At 41.1% G+C, this 17,895-nt stretch carries 16 protein-coding genes; 2 read left to right on the top strand and 14 right to left on the bottom strand.

From position 1 onward, the window contains the following. Positions 1-230 precede the first annotated feature (230 nt). From UP17_RS05910 to UP17_RS05895, 4 genes are all read right to left on the bottom strand, one after another. Positions 231-1,433, bottom strand: a complete 1,203-nt coding sequence (locus UP17_RS05910) for an FAD-dependent monooxygenase (protein WP_061462086.1) — start codon at positions 1,431-1,433, stop codon at positions 231-233. A gap of 122 nt (positions 1,434-1,555) precedes the next feature. After that, positions 1,556-2,668 carry a cupin domain-containing protein gene (locus UP17_RS05905; RefSeq protein ID WP_061462085.1) on the bottom strand — a complete coding sequence of 371 codons (1,113 nt, stop codon included), beginning with the start codon at positions 2,666-2,668 and terminating at the stop codon, positions 1,556-1,558. A 30-nt stretch (positions 2,669-2,698) separates the two neighbouring features. Next, positions 2,699-3,190 carry a DinB family protein gene (locus UP17_RS05900; protein ID WP_061462084.1) on the bottom strand — a complete coding sequence of 164 codons (492 nt, stop codon included), beginning with the start codon at positions 3,188-3,190 and terminating at the stop codon, positions 2,699-2,701. 1 nt (position 3,191) lies between these two features. Beyond that, complete coding sequence (locus UP17_RS05895) at positions 3,192-4,139, bottom strand: fumarylacetoacetate hydrolase family protein (RefSeq protein WP_061462083.1); 948 nt, start codon at positions 4,137-4,139, stop codon at positions 3,192-3,194. 405 nt (positions 4,140-4,544) lie between these two features. Between UP17_RS05895 and UP17_RS05890 the strand changes: the two genes are divergently transcribed. Beyond that, a complete protein-coding gene (locus UP17_RS05890; RefSeq protein ID WP_061462082.1) occupies positions 4,545-5,303 on the top strand; it encodes an IclR family transcriptional regulator in 759 nt (252 codons plus the stop codon). A 53-nt stretch (positions 5,304-5,356) separates the two neighbouring features. Here UP17_RS05890 and UP17_RS05885 read toward each other — a convergent pair whose 3' ends face one another. The 8 genes from UP17_RS05885 to argC form a co-directional block, all read right to left on the bottom strand. Then, positions 5,357-5,536 (bottom strand): YjzC family protein, encoded by a 180-nt coding sequence (locus tag UP17_RS05885; protein ID WP_061462081.1) that lies wholly within the window; start codon positions 5,534-5,536, stop codon positions 5,357-5,359. A gap of 273 nt (positions 5,537-5,809) precedes the next feature. Beyond that, the gene (argF, locus tag UP17_RS05880; RefSeq protein ID WP_061465999.1) at positions 5,810-6,760 is read right to left on the bottom strand and encodes an ornithine carbamoyltransferase; all 951 of its coding nucleotides are present in this window, start codon (positions 6,758-6,760) and stop codon (positions 5,810-5,812) included. Positions 6,761-6,765: 5 nt separating this feature from the next. After that, on the bottom strand, positions 6,766-9,885 hold the full coding sequence (locus tag UP17_RS05875) for a carbamoyl-phosphate synthase (glutamine-hydrolyzing) large subunit (RefSeq protein WP_061462080.1): 3,120 nt from the start codon (positions 9,883-9,885) through the stop codon (positions 6,766-6,768). After that, positions 9,878-10,960, bottom strand: a complete 1,083-nt coding sequence (locus UP17_RS05870) for a carbamoyl phosphate synthase small subunit (protein WP_061462079.1) — start codon at positions 10,958-10,960, stop codon at positions 9,878-9,880. The genes UP17_RS05875 and UP17_RS05870 overlap by 8 nt, the downstream gene beginning before the upstream one ends. An 81-nt stretch (positions 10,961-11,041) precedes the next feature. Further along, the gene (locus UP17_RS05865; protein WP_061462078.1) at positions 11,042-12,193 is read right to left on the bottom strand and encodes an acetylornithine transaminase; all 1,152 of its coding nucleotides are present in this window, start codon (positions 12,191-12,193) and stop codon (positions 11,042-11,044) included. Beyond that, positions 12,190-12,963: an acetylglutamate kinase gene (gene argB / locus UP17_RS05860; protein WP_061462077.1), complete on the bottom strand. Its 774-nt coding sequence runs from the start codon at positions 12,961-12,963 to the stop codon at positions 12,190-12,192. The genes UP17_RS05865 and argB overlap by 4 nt, the downstream gene beginning before the upstream one ends. A gap of 12 nt (positions 12,964-12,975) precedes the next feature. Continuing rightward, positions 12,976-14,208, bottom strand: coding sequence for a bifunctional ornithine acetyltransferase/N-acetylglutamate synthase (gene argJ / locus UP17_RS05855; RefSeq protein ID WP_061462076.1), 1,233 nt, complete (start codon positions 14,206-14,208; stop codon positions 12,976-12,978). Between the two features lie 16 nt (positions 14,209-14,224). Further along, a complete protein-coding gene (argC, locus tag UP17_RS05850) occupies positions 14,225-15,262 on the bottom strand; it encodes an N-acetyl-gamma-glutamyl-phosphate reductase (RefSeq protein ID WP_061462075.1) in 1,038 nt (345 codons plus the stop codon). 225 nt (positions 15,263-15,487) lie between these two features. On the opposite strand from argC, the gene UP17_RS05845 reads away from it, so the two are divergent. Beyond that, positions 15,488-16,177: a Crp/Fnr family transcriptional regulator gene (locus UP17_RS05845; protein WP_061462074.1), complete on the top strand. Its 690-nt coding sequence runs from the start codon at positions 15,488-15,490 to the stop codon at positions 16,175-16,177. A 266-nt stretch (positions 16,178-16,443) separates the two neighbouring features. Here UP17_RS05845 and moaA read toward each other — a convergent pair whose 3' ends face one another. Together moaA and UP17_RS05835 are read right to left on the bottom strand one after the other, a co-directional pair. Continuing rightward, the gene (gene moaA / locus UP17_RS05840) at positions 16,444-17,457 is read right to left on the bottom strand and encodes a GTP 3',8-cyclase MoaA (protein WP_061462073.1); all 1,014 of its coding nucleotides are present in this window, start codon (positions 17,455-17,457) and stop codon (positions 16,444-16,446) included. A 112-nt stretch (positions 17,458-17,569) separates the two neighbouring features. Continuing rightward, complete coding sequence (locus tag UP17_RS05835; RefSeq protein WP_061462072.1) at positions 17,570-17,878, bottom strand: metal-sulfur cluster assembly factor; 309 nt, start codon at positions 17,876-17,878, stop codon at positions 17,570-17,572. Positions 17,879-17,895 lie beyond the last annotated feature (17 nt).

The raw sequence follows: 17,895 nt of genomic DNA, 5'->3' as shown, positions 1-17,895 counted from the left end.
AAACCTCCCATTCATCTATATCATGAACGAATTCACACTTGGTTTGACCAACTTTGACCTTTATATTTTCATTATACTTCTAATTTCCCCCATGTAAAGGAAAGTTATAAAAAATGCAGGGAGGTATGGAGGATGAACGAAAAAAACCTTTCTTCATATAGAAGAAAGGCAGACCCATTTGTAAAATGCATAAAATCCCTTAGCACAGCATTTAGATGAAACAAAACGGATTATGCTTTCACGGCCGTTTTATTGTAACCATGAAATTGATCGACGAATTGGAAATCCTTGTCCGTGCGACCTGTAAGAATCGTATCTCGGAGCAGAATGCCTGCATCGGTCGTATTGTGAATGATTTCCCCCCACATTCTTGCGCTTGTTTGAACATTAGCCGTACGCGGAATGCGTTCCTCTTGATATTCCAAAAATGCCTGTTCAATGTCCTTTCCATGCTTATGAAGCATATCCGACAAATAAGCTGCATCTTCTAACGCCTGGCAAGCCCCTTGTGCCAAGTATTGAAGCATCGGGTGTGCAGCATCGCCCGTAAGCGTAATTCTTCCTTTTGTCCAATTATCAATTGGTAATCGGTCATACATCGGCCAGCGGCGTTGTCGTTGAATAAATGAAATCGCATTCTGAACAAGCTCACAAGTTCCGGCAAATATACGGTCCATTTCTTCCGGGGTTCCCCATTGATCTGTTTTTTCGTTTTCTACCGTGTATTGAGAACTTTTGAACACGACTACTTGGTTGTATAGTTCCCCCCTTCTAACCGGGTACTGAACAAGATGAAGGTTTGGTCCAATCCACATATATACATCATCTAAATCTCCATGGCTCGTAACCTCTTCCATCGGGATCGCTCCTCTGTATGCAACATATTGCGAGCAGACCGGTTGATCTTCGACAAAAAGTTTCCGTGCTTTGGACCATAATCCATCAGCTCCGATGACAGCCGTTCCTGAATGTTGGGACCCATTGGCAGAAGTAACCGTCACTTCCCCTTCATTTTCCACTGTATCAATAATCGTTTGGTTCGTTACCAGTTCGATATACGGGTTATTTTCACAGGCTTCAGCCAGTACTTTATGCAAATCGGAACGATGCAAAACAACATACGGTGCTCCATATCTTTCCTTATAAACATCACCTAAATCCAAAGCGGAAAGCTCTTTGCCGGAAAAGGCATCCATCAGCACCAATCTTTTTGGAAATACTGCAATTTCATTGATTTTATCCATGACGCCTAAACGCTGTAAAACGTTGGTGGCATTTGCTGCAAGCTGAATCCCTGCACCAATTTCACCAAATTCGGGAGCTTGCTCCAAGACTTTTACATACTGTTTTGTTTCTGCGATTCCTAAAGCAGTTGCCAATCCGCCAATTCCCCCACCGATAACGATGAATGGTTTTTTTTCTGTGTTCATCATCAATTCCCCCTAAATTAGTTGCTTTTTCGCCAAAGTTGCGAAACAATATATAAGTAAGCGTTTTCATTCGACTGGCATATATATTCATCAGGATCAAGATGAAAGCTGCAAACAGATTATTTTCAAACCAAAACCGGCCTGAATTCACTTTCAACCTTTTGGTAACCATTGTTTGCGTCAAATGCCTGTTGCTGTTCTAAATCGAATCTCTCCATTATCGGTAGGTCGTTTACCGAGAATAAGTAAGAATCCGCTTCTGCAATGTGCTCATGCCAAGCCCAATTCGGAACGACGAAATAATCTCCCTTGGACCAGTCAAAACGCACTCCATTAATGACCGAATAGCCTGAACCTTGGTGCACTTGATAGATTGTGGAATGGGTATGGCGATGTGCTTTGGTATGGAAACCTTTTGGAAGTTTCTGCATCCATGCCCCCATCGTCGGATTGGCCGTTTGTCCATTTGAAGGATTGATATATTCCACTGCAAAACCTTCATATGGATCTGGTTCAAAGTTCATTAACCCTTCTATCGCTGCTTTGGTTCCTTTCCACTTGTAGTTGGCAAGCGGTGCCACTTGTGAATAACGATCGGATACTGGACGAACCATCCCGCCTTGATAACGGAGCTCCGAAAAATTATCCGGCCGTTTAGGCGTTTCAATCCGGTCTGGGTATGGTTCAAAGAAAGTGCCGCCTATGGAATAGATAGTTGGAATATCAAGGGCGTCCATCCAAATCATCGGTTTTTCGCCAACATGACCATGACCATGCCATAGGTTTTTCGGCGTGATCAAGAAATCTCCTTCTTCCATGAAGATCCTTTCTCCCTGCACGATGCTGTAGGCACCTTCACCATTCGTAATGAAACGAAGAGCACTTTGAGAGTGACGGTGGGAAGGAGCCACTTCACCTGGCAACAACAGCTGAACCGCTGCATAAAGCGTTTGTGTTGTCGAAGCCCATCCCCATGGCTGACGATAAGTTAAGCCAGGGTTTTGAAAATAAATGGCCCTGCGCTCCCCTCCTCGATCAGGTGTGAAGATTTCTGCTGCTTCCATCAACTTTTTTGTCAAAAGCTCTTCTTTCCATAAATAAGCATGGGCATGAGGTTTAGGTTCATGGTCCATCAGGGCAGGAATGGCTTCCCACAAAGGCCCAAGGTTATACTGCTGGATATCCTTTGTAAAATCTTTTACGATTGTACTGTTCATGTATTCCGATTTTTCAGCCATATTAATCCCTACTTTCTTTTTTATCTTTCCTCACTGGATTTTAGAAAGATTTCGCTTGATTTGATCATAGTGTCCTGAAACATGCTCATCGATGAAGTGTTCCACAATATAAGAAACTGGTTTGTTTCCGAATTTAGCGAAATTCCGGTGTGGCGATTCTTTAGAGAGTGCTTCTTCTTCTAAATTCCCAAGCCTGCTCTCCACTTCATATTTAAGCTCCTCCACTTGCTTCAAGACATCATCAACATCAAGTTTGTCAATATCACCGACTGCTGCCAATCGGGCTGGATCTTGCAATCCACGCCCCCATTTGGCCCCAGGCTTTGCTATTACCGTTTCCACTTCACCTAACCAATAAGGAATGGCTTCAGCTAAATGGGAAAGTATCTGCATGATGGACCATTCCTCCTCTGTAGGCTTTAATCGGATCGTCTCTTCCGGAAGGTTTGCGGCTGTCTCAAGAATGTGGTCGATTGATTGTTGAACCGATTGGATTGATGTCCCGATCTCCTGATAAGCCATTTTATTTTCCCTCCCCGACACGTCGAACACGGTTTTCAAGATAACCTATTTTGTCGATTTCGATTTTGACAACGTCACCATCTTTTAAGAACACTTGTGGATCACGGGCTACTCCTACCCCACCAGGTGTTCCTGTAAGAACGATGTCACCAGGTTCAAGCGTCATTAAATTCGATAAGAATTCAACTAAATATTTCACATCGAATACGAAGTTGGATGTATTCGTTTTTTGGCGTTCCTCACCATTTACAGTTAATCGGACATTTAAGCCAGATGGATCGGATAGTTCATCGGATGTGACTAACCAAGGACCCATCGGAGCACTTCCTTCAACCGATTTCCCTTGAAGCCATTCAAGTGTACGCCTTTGGATATCACGATACGTAACATCATTGGCAATTGTATAACCCGCTACATAATCAAGTGCATCTTCTTGTGAAACATTACGTGCCTTTTGTCCGACTACAAAAGCGAATTCCGCTTCATAATCCAGTTGTTCAGAAATCGGGAAAAACGGAATGTCATCCTGCGGACCGATTACTGCATTGGCGAACTTTGCGAATACCACAGGGAATGGCGGTAATTCGCGGCCCATTTCAGCAATGTGCTCACGGTAGTTATGTCCTACACAAATAATTTTACCTGGCTTTTGGACAGGTGCCTCAAGCTTTATATCTTCAATTGGATGTATCAATTTATGTCTGAATGAATCACGATTGTTAATTGCGTAGTCAGCAGCCTTTTTAGCGATGGAAAGGCTTTCATTCCCTCCCTCTAAAAATGCCTCCATTGTTGCAGGTACATATGCCTCAGCGATTTGTTCACTGCGAAGTTTCCCTTCGCTTTCCAGAAGCGCTTGATAGGCATAGTTCAAGTCAACTACTACATTATTCGGGTAAATTGCACCAATACGTTTAAATCCTTGAATGCTGAAAGTTACTAATCTCATATTTCATTCTCCTTTATTAATCTCGATTTTTTAAAAAACCTCTTCTTGATGCCACGATCCTAATTTGCGGGATAATTCTTTTAGATTTACTTCACAAACAAGAATATGAATGACTGTGCATCTACAAATTTCACTTATAGATAACATTGTTCACTATTTATATAAATGATAACTTAATTTTCGGAATATTGTCAAGAAAGTATTGCAAATTTTTGTGCAAATGTTATCATCTACACCATTATGACTACTTCGGAATCAATAAAATGGTCCGCTAAAGTTATTTATTTAAAAGGAAAGTATATTGATAGCTTCAAGCAGCCTCCGGTTTTTCTTGCTAAATTTCATTTAAATTTTAAAGATTCTGATATACTAGACCTAAATTAAACTGATTAGGGAGATTGACATATGGAAATCGTAAAATCTGGTTCGACAATCCAATCATTACAAATAGGTATGGGCATTATAGATTTACTTGCTTCCCAAAGAAATCCTTTAAGATTCTCTGATATTCAAGAATTAACGGAAATAACGAAGAGTAATCTATATAAATATTTGAATACTTTGACTCAACTCGAGTTACTTTATCGTGATAAGACAACAGGTATGTATCACCTTGGGAGCAAATTGATTCAATACGGCATGGCAGCCATCGGAAATGAGGACGTCACGAGCAGAATAACCCCTTATTTACAGGAAATCAGTCACCATACCTCTTGCACAGTCCTTTTTTCCGTCTGGACATACGATGGACCAATCACGGCAAAAATATGGAATTCCAACCAAAACTTAAACATCGGGGCCCAGTTAGGTACGCGTCTCCCCCCATCATCCTCTTCAGGAAAAGTATTCACAGTATTTCAGGATCCTTCCTTGACAGCGGACTGGATTGAAAAAGATCGTCATGTTACAGGCTCGTTCCTTAAAGAAACAAATGAATATGATGAAATTCGGAAATACAAAATAGCTTTTGCCAAAGAGCCTCTTGTACCATCTGTTTCCTCCATGTCCATTCCAGTTTTTAATTATAATTCAGAATTATTGGGAGCGATCACTGCCGTTGGATTCACTGAAAGCATTCCAGATCATTACGAAGATCCCTTAAGCCATTATTTAAGAAAGAGCTATTTGGAAATTTCGAAAATTTTCGGTTTTACCGCTGAATAGAAAAAAGCAGGAAAAAGGATGGCGATCATTCCTTTTTCCTGCTTTTTAATTTTTCATGGCTTTCGCTGATATGTCCATATCCGGTTATGATTAGACGTTTCAGGAAAGGCATCCCCTGCATCAAGCTTAACCATTTTCGGATTCACTACCGTGCTGCCCGTTTCACCGATTTCTACATAGGTCCCATTATTAGGTGCCTTCTGGCCTGGCTTAAATTGACGATTTTGCCCCATAGATTTCACCCCTTTACATGCTTTCCTTGTTATTATTACCAGGTTACTTTCTTTCATGTCTGAAAAATTAAGGAATACAGGAAATTCGGCTGAATTAAAAAACCGTCTGTTCTCTGAGCAGACACTTAGACTGGTAGACCCAAGTATTGATCCATCCAGTTATTATTTCTCTAACTGCTACAAATAAAATCAAAAAGGTTTCGGAATGGGACCATTCCGAAACCTTTTTTTCTACAAACTGAGCGACTTCTCTCTGAGCAGACACTTTTTTGGTTAAGACATTAAATCCACTAGAACCGCCTTTTGGGCATGAAGACGATTCCCTGCTTGGTGGAAAACGACGGAATTCGGTCCATCGATGACTTCAGCTGTTACTTCTTCTTCCCTGTGAGCAGGGAGGCAGTGCATGAATAAATAATCTTCTTTGGCATGTTTCACAAGTTCACTATTGATTTGATAATCTTTAAAGGCTTCTAAGCGAATACTATTCTCGATTTCCTGCCCCATGGAGGTCCAAACATCGGAATAGACGATATCCGCATCTTTTATAGCTTCTGAAGCTGAGGTTGTCACCACAATTTCACTGCCAGTCTCTTCTGCCACTTTTTGAGCATAGGCAACGACCTTTTCATCAGGTTTGTAGGCCTCAGGGCATCCAATGGAAAAATCCATTCCCATTTTTGCGCAGCCGACCATCAATGAATTGGCAACATTATTGCCATCTCCGATATAACTCATCTTCAGGCCTTTTAGCTGCCCTTTTATCTCGATGATCGTCAAGAAGTCAGCAAGTACCTGACAAGGATGTGCAAGGTCTGTTAACCCATTGATGACTGGGATAGAAGCATTTTCCGACAACTCTAGGATTTTTTCATGCTCGAAGGTACGAATCATGATCCCATCAATATATTCGGAAAGGACTTTTGCAGTATCGGAAATAGTTTCCCCGCGTCCAATTTGCAAGTCATTACCACTTAAGAACAAAGCGTGTCCGCCAAGCTGCATCATGCCAACTTCAAAAGAAACACGGGTACGGGTAGACGATTTTTCAAAGATCATCCCCAGCGTTTTCCCTTTTAAAGGTGTATATTCCTCGCCAGCTTGCAATTTGCCTTTAATGGTCTGTGCCAGCTTTAACAAATCCGCTATCGCAGTGGGTGTTGACTCCTTCATGGTCAAAAAGTCTTTTCCATTTAAAATCTTCGCCTGTGTCGGTGTCGTCATTGAACTCATACTTGTGACACTCCTTCCGAATATGATACAAGCCATTCCTGAAGCGAGATAACCCCTGGATCAGCATTTTCTAACGATTGTAGATAGGCTTTGAAAGTCTCTTCTTCCGTAAATGCCAGAAGGCGATATTTTGCTGCCATTAGCCTTAGCTTCTTATCTTCTTCTGTTGTTCCATATGCCAAAACAACCGATGCATTCCCTTCATTTAACCATTTATCAAAATTTGAATCCCCCAGTGTTAAACCTGCTTCACTGATTTGCACTAGCAAATCTTCGCTTAATTTGACTGATTTGGATTGATAAACACCTGAATTATGATTAGCATTTTGAGCATGGAATACTTTTGTCAATGCTTCTTTTACCGTTACTCCGATGGCGATTCCTTCACCAGTTGATTTCATTTCCGGACCTACCTTCGAATCAAGGCCGCTTAGTGCAAATGTAGAGAATACTGGATATTTGACGACTGCATATGGAATTTCTTCCATTAAGCCCGTTTTTTCGAACACATTCGACAATGAATATTTCCCAAGCAATATTTTTGTCGCTATTTGCACCAAGGGTACATCGGTGACTTTACTGATGATTGGAATTGTCCGACTGGCGCGAGGGTTTACTTCCAATACATATACACTATTTCCTTCAATCACGAATTGAATGTTCATAAGTCCTTTATAACCAAGCTCGATTACTAGTTTTTTCGCATATAGGGTCATTTTATCTTTGATTTCATTGGTTAATGATTGGGCTGGCAGTAATGCCATGCTATCCCCTGAATGGACGCCTGCTTTTTCTACATGTTCCGCAATGATTGGAATATATACATCATTTCCATCAGCAATCAAATCGATTTCGGCTTCTTTCCCTGGAATATAAGAATCGATCAATACGGGGTATGCAAGTGCATTCCCATTTTCCATTCTATTCAATAAGCTTTCCTTGGAGCGGATTATTTCCATTCCTTGGCCGCCAATTACATATGATGGGCGTAAGAGTACTGGAAAACCGATAGCCTCTGCACGGTCAATTAATTGTTCTTCACCATTAGCCATCGAACCCGGTACATGAGGAATATCCAGTTTTTGAAGAAGCTGATAAAAACGATCACGGTCTTCTAATTGATCGAGTGTATCGAAGGAAGTCCCCAACAAATTGACACCGTAATCTTCCAGGCCTTTTGCCAGGTTTATCGCAGTCTGCCCACCAAATTGGACGATAACATCTTCAATACCTTCCGCTTCTATTACATTAAGAACGTATTCCAGAGTTAACGGCTCGAAATAAAGGCGGTCTGCCGTGGCAAAATCCGTACTTACCGTTTCCGGGTTATTATTAATCATGATCGTTTCAACATTTTCATCCTGGAGTGCATAAACCCCGTGAACGGAACAGTAATCAAATTCTATTCCCTGTCCAATCCGGATCGGGCCGCTGCCAATCATCAAGACTTTCTTTTTATCCGTTTTTTTCTGTTCGTTCTCACCGAAATATGTTGAATAGTGATAGTTAGTATGTGATTCGAACTCGGCTGCACATGTATCAACCGTTTTGTATACAGCCGTAAGGCCAAGTGACTTCCGGTGTGCCCTCACTTCCAGCTCGCTTACATTCCATACGGAAGCAAGATAGCGGTCTGAAAAGCCCTTTTCCTTATATGACTGCAGTTCTTCCTTTGTTACCTGATCGATTCTCCTAGCTTCAATCTTCATTTCGTTTTGGATCAATGAATCAAAGGATTTAAGGAAGAAATAATCTATGGTTGTGGCTTCATGGATTTCTTCAATCGTCACGCCTTTTCTGAGCATTTCAAAAATGACAAATATTCGCTCATCAGATTTTTCGGCAAGCTTCCCCCAAAGCTCAGGAACGGTTTTATTTTTCAGCGATGATAGCTGCAGTCCATTCGTTTTTAATTCCAAAGAATCGACGGCCTTTTGGACTCCCCCCTCAAAACTGCGGTGTAAAGCCATCACTTCACCTGTCGCCTTCATTTGTGTTCCCAATTTGCGGTTGGCGGTCTTGAATTTATCGAATGGCCACCTCGGGAACTTCACCGCTACATAGTCAAGAGCAGGTTCAAAGCTTGAATATGTGCTTTTCGTTACAGGATTGACGATTTCCGATAAATGGTAGCCAACAGCAAGCTTTGCAGCTATGCGTGCTATGGGATAGCCTGTTGCTTTGGAAGCTAATGCCGATGAACGGCTGACGCGTGGGTTTACTTCAATTAGATAATATTGTTTGCTTTTCGGATCAAGTGCGAATTGAATGTTACAGCCGCCTATGATACCTAAAGCAGAAATGATTTTAATTGAAGCGGAACGAAGCATCTGAAACTCATCGTCCGATAAGGTCTGTGATGGTGCCACAACGATGGAATCACCAGTATGGATCCCTACCGGATCGATATTTTCCATATTACAGATAGTGATGCACGTATTGATGCCATCTCGCATTACTTCATATTCGACTTCTTTAAATCCAGCTATGCTTCTTTCAATCAAGCATTGTGTAATCGGGCTTTCTTGGAGTCCGCCCCGGACAAGTTCCTTAAAGGTATCCAATGAATCAGCAATCCCACCGCCAGTGCCGCCGAGTGTATACGCGGGACGAACGATGATCGGGAAACCGATTTTTTCGGCAAAAGCTATCGCTTCTTCAAGAGTATGGACAATTGTACTGTCGGGAACGGGTTCACCTATTTCAAACATCAGCTCACGGAACAGTTCACGATCCTCCCCTTTTTTGATGGAATCGATCGGAGTTCCCAATAATTTGACTTTATATTTTTCAAGTACTCCAGCATCATCCAATTGATAAGCAAGATTCAATCCTGTTTGACCGCCTAATGTAGCCAGCAGGCCATCCGGCTTTTCTTTGGAAATGATCTTTTCCAGTACATCCACTGTTAAAGGTTCGAAATAGACAGCATCCGCATTCATATCATCAGTCATGATTGTTGCCGGATTGTTGTTGACCAGTATGACTTTATATCCTTCTTCTTTTAAAGCGAGGCAGGCCTGTGTACCTGCATAATCAAATTCGGCGGCCTGCCCGATGACAATTGGCCCCGAACCAATCACTAAAATGGTCTGTATCGTGTTGTCCTTAGGCATAGGCTTTTTCTCTCCCGCTATAATCATTTATCATTTGTAAAAAGTCGTTGAAAAGAAGTGAACTCTCGATGGGTCCTGGATTAGCCTCCGGATGGTACTGGGTAGTGAATATTGGCAGGTCTTCATGCATAAGCCCCTCAACTGTGCTATCATTCACATTCCTGAATCTCACTTGAAGAGATGTTCCTTGTAAGCTCGGTTCATCAACCTCATAACTATGATTTTGAGAACTCATATACACCTGTTTCGTTTTCAAATCGACCACGGGCTGATTCGCACCCCGATGTCCAAACAGCATTTTTTTTGTATTTCCCCCAAAGGCTAGGGCCGTTAATTGATGACCGAGACATATGCCCATCGTTGGGAAATTCGTAATGACCTTCTTTATGTTTCCTAAAAGGTATTCAAGCTGTTTTGGATCCCCAGGCCCATTTGAAAGCAAAATACCATCCGGCTTCAAGTCCTTGATTTGTTCGAACTCAGTATCGAATGGAACGACTGAAACTCGGCAGCCTTGGTCAATCAAAGAATCCAATATGGATTTTTTATAACCGAAATCAATCATCACCACATGCTTGTCGCCTTCTCCGAAGCTCTCGACCACCTTTGTGGATACCTCAGATACATGGGCTGATAAACAAACCTGGCCAGGTTTGATAGAAAATTTTTCTTCGGCTGTGATGACAGCCTGCATGGAACCTTCCTGTCTTATATTTTTAACGACCGCTCTTGTGTCAACATGGCTTAAAAGCGGAATGTTCCACTTGTCTAAATATTCACCAAGTGAATATTTAGCTTGATAATGGGAATGGCTCATATTCCCTTCATATACAATAACACCGGCAACATGTGGCCTCTTACTCTCAAAATCATTTTCATTGATTCCATAATTTCCGATTAGAGGATATGTGAAAACGACAATTTGGTCCTTATATGAAGGATCTGTCAATACTTCTTGATATCCGGTCATCCCTGTAAAAAAGACAATCTCTCCATTGATTGCATTTTCAGTCGATTTAGTCAGCAGTTCCCCTTCAAAGACGGAACCATTCTCTAAATATAGAAAGTTTTTCATGATCTTCACCTCTTTAGATGCTGTATATTTATATATAGAATAGCATAATTATTCATTTTGTTCTATAAAAATTCATTAAATTTAAATAGTTTGTTTTATTGCCAATATTTTTTCAATTTTACTTATCGCCATATCGATTTCCGATTCAGTAACTGTCAGAGATGGGAGTAAACGAAGCACTTTAGGACCTGCACTCAACACAAGTAAGCCCTCTTCTTGAAGTTCCATTAAAAACCCCTGAACATCCTGTTTGCATTCAATCCCGACCATCAACCCCAGTCCGCGAATCTCTTTAACTTCTTCCGATTCCTTTAACGCTTTTGCCAATTCACTCTCAAGGTATTCAGCCTTTTTCACGGTCTCTTTTAAAAACCCTGATTGGAAAATTTCCTTTAAAACGGATTCTGCTGCTGCAACACTAATGGGATTACCTCCAAATGTGGATCCATGACTTCCAGGGTTAAAGAAATCCGACAACCTTTCCTTTCCAATCATCGCGCCGATTGGCAGGCCATTTCCCAGCCCCTTTGCTGAAGTGATGATGTCGGGTTGGATATTAAAATGCTGGAATGCAAATGGTTTCCCTGTACGTCCTATCCCAGTCTGAATTTCATCAATGATAAGAAGAGCTCCGTGTTCTTGGCATTGAGTTTGAATCGCATCCAGATAGGATTGCTGTACAACATGGATGCCGCCCTCACCTTGAACTATTTCAATCATTACAGCCGCCGTATTTTCATCTATGGCTGCTGTCATGGCATCATTATCATTAAATGGAACATACTCGAATGAAGCAAGCATCGGTCCGAAACCAGTCTTTATTTTTTCCTGTCCCGTTGCTGCCATCGTTGCAAACGTACGGCCGTGGAAAGACTGCAGACATGTGACGATTTTGCTTTTCCCAGTAGCTTTACGCGCTAGTTTGATAGCTGCCTCATTCGCTTCGGCTCCACTGTTAGCAAAAAATACCTGGCTTAAACCGGAGGCATCTGCCAGCATTTGTGCTGTCCGTTCCTGTATGGAACTTTGAAACATGTTCGATACGTGCCAATATTCATTAAGCTGTTTGGTGACTGCCATTTTTACCAACTCGTGACAATGACCAAGATTCAAAACCCCGATTCCGGATGTGAAATCCAGATACTCTTTACCTGTTGTACTCGTAATCTTCATTCCTGACGCTTTTCTAGGCTCAATGTTCCACCTTGCATATGTTGGAAATAAAGAACTCATTGAAATACCCCTTCTTCCTGAAGAAATTTCGTACCGATGAATTGTCCACCTTGATAAAAATGATCTTTTCCACTAACGATCATCACTTCTTCAACCCCTTTATTCAGCACCGATAACGCAGTATTGACTTTCGGAATCATTCCTCCATGGATACTTCCATCCTTTATCAAATCCTTCGTTTCCGTTTCAGTCAATTCCTCAATGATCTGTTCATTCTTTAAGACCCCTTTAACATCGGTCACAAATAAACACATGTCTGCAGATAGCGCCTTCGCTACAGACCCAGCGGCTATATCAGCATTCACATTTAATTTAGTACCTTCTTCGGTAGTTGAAATTGGCGTCAATACGGGACAATAACCATTTTCGAATAATATCCCAAGTAATTCAGTATTGACTTTTTGTATCTCGCCTACAGCTCCAAGTTTCTGTTCATCGATATACTCACCTGTGAGAATCCCGCCGTCAGAACCACTTAAACCGACAGCCTTAATTCCGTGTGCTTCCAATTTATGAACGAGACTGCGGTTAGATTTGCCTGCCAGCATAAGTTCCACAATTCCCATCACTTCAGAGGTCGTTTTTCTTAAACCATTTTCAAAGACTGGTTCAATTTCATATTTTTCAAGCATCGAATTTATATCAGGGCCGCCTCCATGAACAAAGACAATTTGGTAGCCGCGGTTTTGTAACTCTATAACACTATTGAAAAACGACTCCGATAACTCATTGATGATACTGCCGCCGCACTTTATGACTAATATGTTCATTATTTCCCCCCCTTACGAACGATAGCTTCCGTTTATTTTTACATAATCATAGGTTAAATCGCAGCCCCATGCCGTTCCGGATTCATTGCCATTTTTCAAATAAACATGAATGATGATACTTTCATTTTCCAAATATGCTTTGGCTTCTTCCTCAGAAAACAGTACTGGCTCACCATCTTTAAGTACGACAATATCACCAAAAACAATCGTCGTTTGATCCGGATTGAATCCCACTCCGCTTCTTCCCATCGCCGCAATGATTCGTCCCCAGTTTGCATCCGCTCCAAAAGCTGCCGTTTTCACTAGATTTGATCCAACGATCGTCTTCGCCATCATCTGTGAATCTTGCTTCGTAGGCATGCCATGAACATTCACTTCTATCAGTTTTGTGGCACCTTCTCCGTCTTTCGCAATTTGTTTTGCCAAATTTTCGGATGTTTGTTTTAATAATTCCAAGAAGACAGACCATTCTGGATGGTTAGCTGTCAAAGGTTCATTTTTCGCTTCTCCATTCGCAAGCACTAACACCATGTCGTTCGTTGAACAGTCACCATCAACCGTAATTTGATTGAATGTATCGTTGGTTATGGAAGATAGTGCTTGCTGTAAATCATTCGGTTCGATGACGGCATCCGTTGTAATGAAACCGAGCATTGTTGCCATGTTTGGATGAATCATTCCCGAACCCTTCGCTGCTCCTCCCATTTTCACGGTTTTACCGTCTATAATTGTTACATAACCACAGCTCTTCGTTACAATATCCGTTGTTAAAATGGCTGTACCAAAATCATCGGCAGCTTCAGGTGAATTTTCTGGCTGCAATGACTCTATCCCTTTTCTAACTTTTTCCATTTTCATGAATTCCCCTATTACCCCGGTAGAAGCCACTGCAAATGAATGATCCTCCATACCGAACTTTTGAGCCGCAAGCTTCCTCATTTCATATGCATCTTTTAGACCCTGTACTCCTGTACAAGCATTCGCACAAGCACTATTCACTACAATGCCGTGAAGTTTTCCAGAAGCGGCAATGCTATCTTTCGTTACATTGATTGGAGCGGCCTGAACAACGTTTTGTGTATAAACCGCGGCGGCCGACGCTGGAACATCGGTAAAAATGATGCCAACATCCTTTTTGGAGTAGCGCAATCCTGCATGGACACCTGACGCTTTGAATCCTTGAGGCATTAAAATGTTTCCTTCTTGAATTTGTTTGATTTCTTCAACTGGCTGTAGTGTATTCATTATTTCCCTCCAAAGTTTATGGATATAGCGGACTGTTCCATAGTCCTGCCGTTTCTTCTAGTCCCATTAATATATTTGCATTTTGAATGGCCTGCCCTGCAGCACCCTTCACTAAATTATCAATAACCGAAACTACCGTTACCCTACCTGTTCTTTCATCATATGCGACACCAATGTCGCAAAAGTTCGATCCATATACCTGTTTCGTGGATGGGAAGCGATCGAGCGGCTGTACCCGGACAAAAGGATGGTTCTCGTATACTGTTTCGTATAAATCCTTTAATTCAACATTTGAGGTTTCCCGATTTACCTTTATATACATCGTCGCCATAATACCTCTTGTCATTGGTACCAGATGGGTATTAAAGGTAATAGGTTGTAAATCCGCTGACCATCGTCCAAGCTGTTGTTCGATTTCCGGTATATGTTGATGTTGATTTACCTTATATATCTTAAAGTTCTCATTCATTTCACTATAATGTGTAACGGCCGAAAGTGATTTACCCGCCCCTGAAACCCCGGATTTTGCATCGATGATCACTTCTGCAGCTGCTCCGGCCAATCCTTCTGTGAATAGAGGGGCAAGGCCTAAAAGTGATGCGGTTGGGTAGCACCCTGGATTTGCAACAATCGCCGCTTGCCTTATCGCTTCAGCATTCCATTCAGCCAAACCGTATACGGCTTCTTCAATAATATGCTGTGGCGCGGCTGTTTTTTTATACCAGTGTTCATATTCACCTGGGGTTTGAAGCCTCAGGTCTCCTGATAGATCGATTACTTTAATGTCAAGGTCCGAAAATTCCGAAATCAATTGTGAGGAAACACCAGAAGGAGTTGCAAGAAATACAATATCGGATTTTTTTGCAATCGCTTCCGGATCAATTTCTTCTAATTTATCTTTCATATGCATTAAATGTGCATTTTCTTCATATAAATTTCGACCAAATTGGGATGAAGTATGCAATGATTTTATCTTGAATTGCGGATGATTATTCAAAAACCTTATTAGTTCCACTCCTCCATAACCCGTTGCACCTACTATTGATACGTTCATAAAACCATCTCCTATATTTCAAGTACCTGTCATTCTTTGATTATACTATTATATGACTGAATAAAAATAAAATCAAATGTATTTTTATAAATTTCTAAACTTAACTTCCAAAAGAAAAATTACCCATTTCAATTTCTATAATTATCCAAAGTTGTTGACTACTAGTGTTTTTTCCGTTTAAATCAAAGGTAGTGTAATAACGGTATCTGAAAGGTGGTCATACACATGAATGGTTTTTCGTTATCTAATCGGCTGCATACAATTTTAGATAAGAGACAGCAAATTAAACATTTGGAAAAAGGGTGCTTCCTTTTTCAGGAAAGCACCCCAGCAAGTGATTTGTATTATATTTTGAAAGGCAAAGTAGAATTGAGTAAGGTTGTTCCCGACGGCCGGGAATTAACTATACGAATTTGTTCGGAGAATGATTTGGTTGGGGAAACAGTCCTTTTTTCTCCAAATCCTAAATATATGGTGAATGCAAAAATGTTGGAAGATGGAACTGTTGCGGTTATTTCCAAAGAGGCATTAGAGGGGAAAATCGCCTCCGATAGCCAGCTTGCAGTTGAAATGATGACATGGTTATCCGCTCAAAACCGTAAAAACCAGGCTAAATTCCGCGATATGCTCCTGCACGGTAAGAAAGGTGCATTATACTCCACCCTCATCCGTTTATCAAATAGCCATGGAACTGAAGTTGAAGACGGTAAAGTTATCAATCTTCCATTTACAAATCAAGAACTCGCCAATTTTTGCGGCACATCCCGTGAGGTAGTCAATCGGATGCTCGCTCAATTAAGGAAAAATAATGTCATCTCCATTAAAAAGGGCCGCATTACGATTCTTGACTTAGACTATTTGAAACAGGAAATCGATTGTGAAAACTGTCCAATAGAAAACTGTACCATCGATTAAATCCTTCCATAATAAGCAGCGAAATACATAATGCCTTACGATCTTAAAATGATCGGATTAATTTTCAGGCTCATTCATCCCTAGGACCATTGAATTATTTTCATTATTATGGGATTCGAATAAAATAATTTCACAATCATCTAAAAATGCATAAAATAAGCATAAAAATCCTTTTAAGATCGACTATACATATTAAATGAAGGGATGGCATAGTGCCATCCCTTCATTTTTTTACATTCATTCAGACGGAAGTCCTTATTGTTTTGTTACCCTCCAATGAATGACATTTCGATTTTTGCATGTTTCTTCAATGTCCCGGCTTCACGCTCATCTGAATAGCGGTCGTCCCTATGGTTCCAAAGCGATATGATGAATCCAGTCAATTCTTCATCTGTCATGTCGGAACGGATTAATGACTTCAAGTCTTGCCCCTTTCCATTGAACAGGCATGTATATAAACTTCCATTAGCTGAAAGGCGTGCACGTGTACAACTGGAACAAAAAGACTCTGATACGGATGTTATGAAGCCCACTTCTGCAGTAGTGCCCTTATAACGAAAGCGTTTTGCCACTTCTCCGAAATAATCTTCTTCAACCGGTTCAAGCTCGAATTCGGTTTGGAGCATCTCAAGGAGTTCTTTTTTCGTAATGACATTCTTCAGTTGCCAGCCATTTGTATGTCCCACATCCATGAATTCAATATAGCGTAATTGGACGTCCTCTTCTTTACAAAAACGGGCCATCGGCAGGATTTGAGATTCATTGGCTTCTTTTTTCACTACCATATTCACTTTAACGCCAAGCCCTGCTTCTTTGGCAGCAGCTATGCCTTCAATAACCGGCTTTATCCCGATATCTCTGCCGTTCATCTTCTTAAAAAGTTCATCATCAAGGCTGTCTAAACTGATATTCACCCTCTGTAAACCAGCTGCCTTCAAATTCGCGGCATGTTTTTTCAGGAACACACCATTCGTGGTCAATCCTATATCTTCAATACCTTCAATTTTAATGAGCTCTGAAATCAGTGTGGCAAGATCTCTCCGGAGTAATGGTTCCCCGCCTGTCAATCTTAGTTTTTTCACTCCTAAGCTTGCAAATATCTTTGAAAGCCTTACAATTTCCTCATAAGATAAAAGCTCACTTTTAGGCAGGAACTGAAAATTCTCATGAAAAATTTCAGCTGGCATGCAATACTGACAGCGAAAGTTACACCGATCTATGACTGAAATTCTTAAATCCCTTAGTGGCCTGTCCAATGAATCTTTTATATGACTGTTCAATTAACCACTCCTAGCCATAAGTATTAGAAAAAAACCAGACCATAAAAAGTGGCTCCATTGAATGGATTCACTGTTTTTTGACTGGCTTTATATTTCTATTACAACATGGTCATTATTTGATTCCTAATGCAATTTTAGCATACCTGGACATCATGTCTTTCGACCATGGCGGACTCCAGACGATCTTCACATCCGTTTCCTTGACCTCTGGAATATCTTCCAGAACCAATTTCACTTGATCGACAATCGTCCCAGCAAGCGGACAGCCCATTGAAGTCAATGTCATCGATACTGTAGTCAAACCTTCCTCATCCATATCCACATCATATACCAAACCTAAATTCACGATATCTATACCAAGCTCAGGGTCAATTACCTGCTCCAAAGCCCCAAAAATAATGTCTTTTGTATCTTGATCCACTTCAATCACTCCTTTAT

The sequence above is a fragment of the Peribacillus simplex genome (assembly GCF_001578185.1).
In the GTDB taxonomy this organism is placed as follows: domain Bacteria; phylum Bacillota; class Bacilli; order Bacillales; family DSM-1321; genus Peribacillus; species Peribacillus simplex_A.
Note: the sequence above shows the minus strand (reverse complement) of the source record. Positions and strands in the feature narration are given on the sequence as shown.

What these genes read in the sequence shown, in the direction of transcription:
- UP17_RS05910 (WP_061462086.1), bottom strand. Translation starts at nt 1,433, where the DNA reads ATGATGAACACAGAAAAAAAACCATTCATCGTTATCGGTGGGGGAATT.
- UP17_RS05905 (WP_061462085.1), bottom strand. Translation starts at nt 2,668, where the DNA reads ATGGCTGAAAAATCGGAATACATGAACAGTACAATCGTAAAAGATTTT.
- UP17_RS05900 (WP_061462084.1), bottom strand. Translation starts at nt 3,190, where the DNA reads ATGGCTTATCAGGAGATCGGGACATCAATCCAATCGGTTCAACAATCA.
- UP17_RS05895 (WP_061462083.1), bottom strand. Translation starts at nt 4,139, where the DNA reads ATGAGATTAGTAACTTTCAGCATTCAAGGATTTAAACGTATTGGTGCA.
- UP17_RS05890 (WP_061462082.1), top strand. Translation starts at nt 4,545, where the DNA reads ATGGAAATCGTAAAATCTGGTTCGACAATCCAATCATTACAAATAGGT.
- UP17_RS05885 (WP_061462081.1), bottom strand. Translation starts at nt 5,536, where the DNA reads ATGGGGCAAAATCGTCAATTTAAGCCAGGCCAGAAGGCACCTAATAAT.
- argF (WP_061465999.1), bottom strand. Translation starts at nt 6,760, where the DNA reads ATGACGACACCGACACAGGCGAAGATTTTAAATGGAAAAGACTTTTTG.
- UP17_RS05875 (WP_061462080.1), bottom strand. Translation starts at nt 9,885, where the DNA reads ATGCCTAAGGACAACACGATACAGACCATTTTAGTGATTGGTTCGGGG.
- UP17_RS05870 (WP_061462079.1), bottom strand. Translation starts at nt 10,960, where the DNA reads ATGAAAAACTTTCTATATTTAGAGAATGGTTCCGTCTTTGAAGGGGAA.
- UP17_RS05865 (WP_061462078.1), bottom strand. Translation starts at nt 12,193, where the DNA reads ATGAGTTCTTTATTTCCAACATATGCAAGGTGGAACATTGAGCCTAGA.
- argB (WP_061462077.1), bottom strand. Translation starts at nt 12,963, where the DNA reads ATGAACATATTAGTCATAAAGTGCGGCGGCAGTATCATCAATGAGTTA.
- argJ (WP_061462076.1), bottom strand. Translation starts at nt 14,208, where the DNA reads ATGAATACACTACAGCCAGTTGAAGAAATCAAACAAATTCAAGAAGGA.
- argC (WP_061462075.1), bottom strand. Translation starts at nt 15,262, where the DNA reads ATGAACGTATCAATAGTAGGTGCAACGGGTTATGGAGGAGTGGAACTA.
- UP17_RS05845 (WP_061462074.1), top strand. Translation starts at nt 15,488, where the DNA reads ATGAATGGTTTTTCGTTATCTAATCGGCTGCATACAATTTTAGATAAG.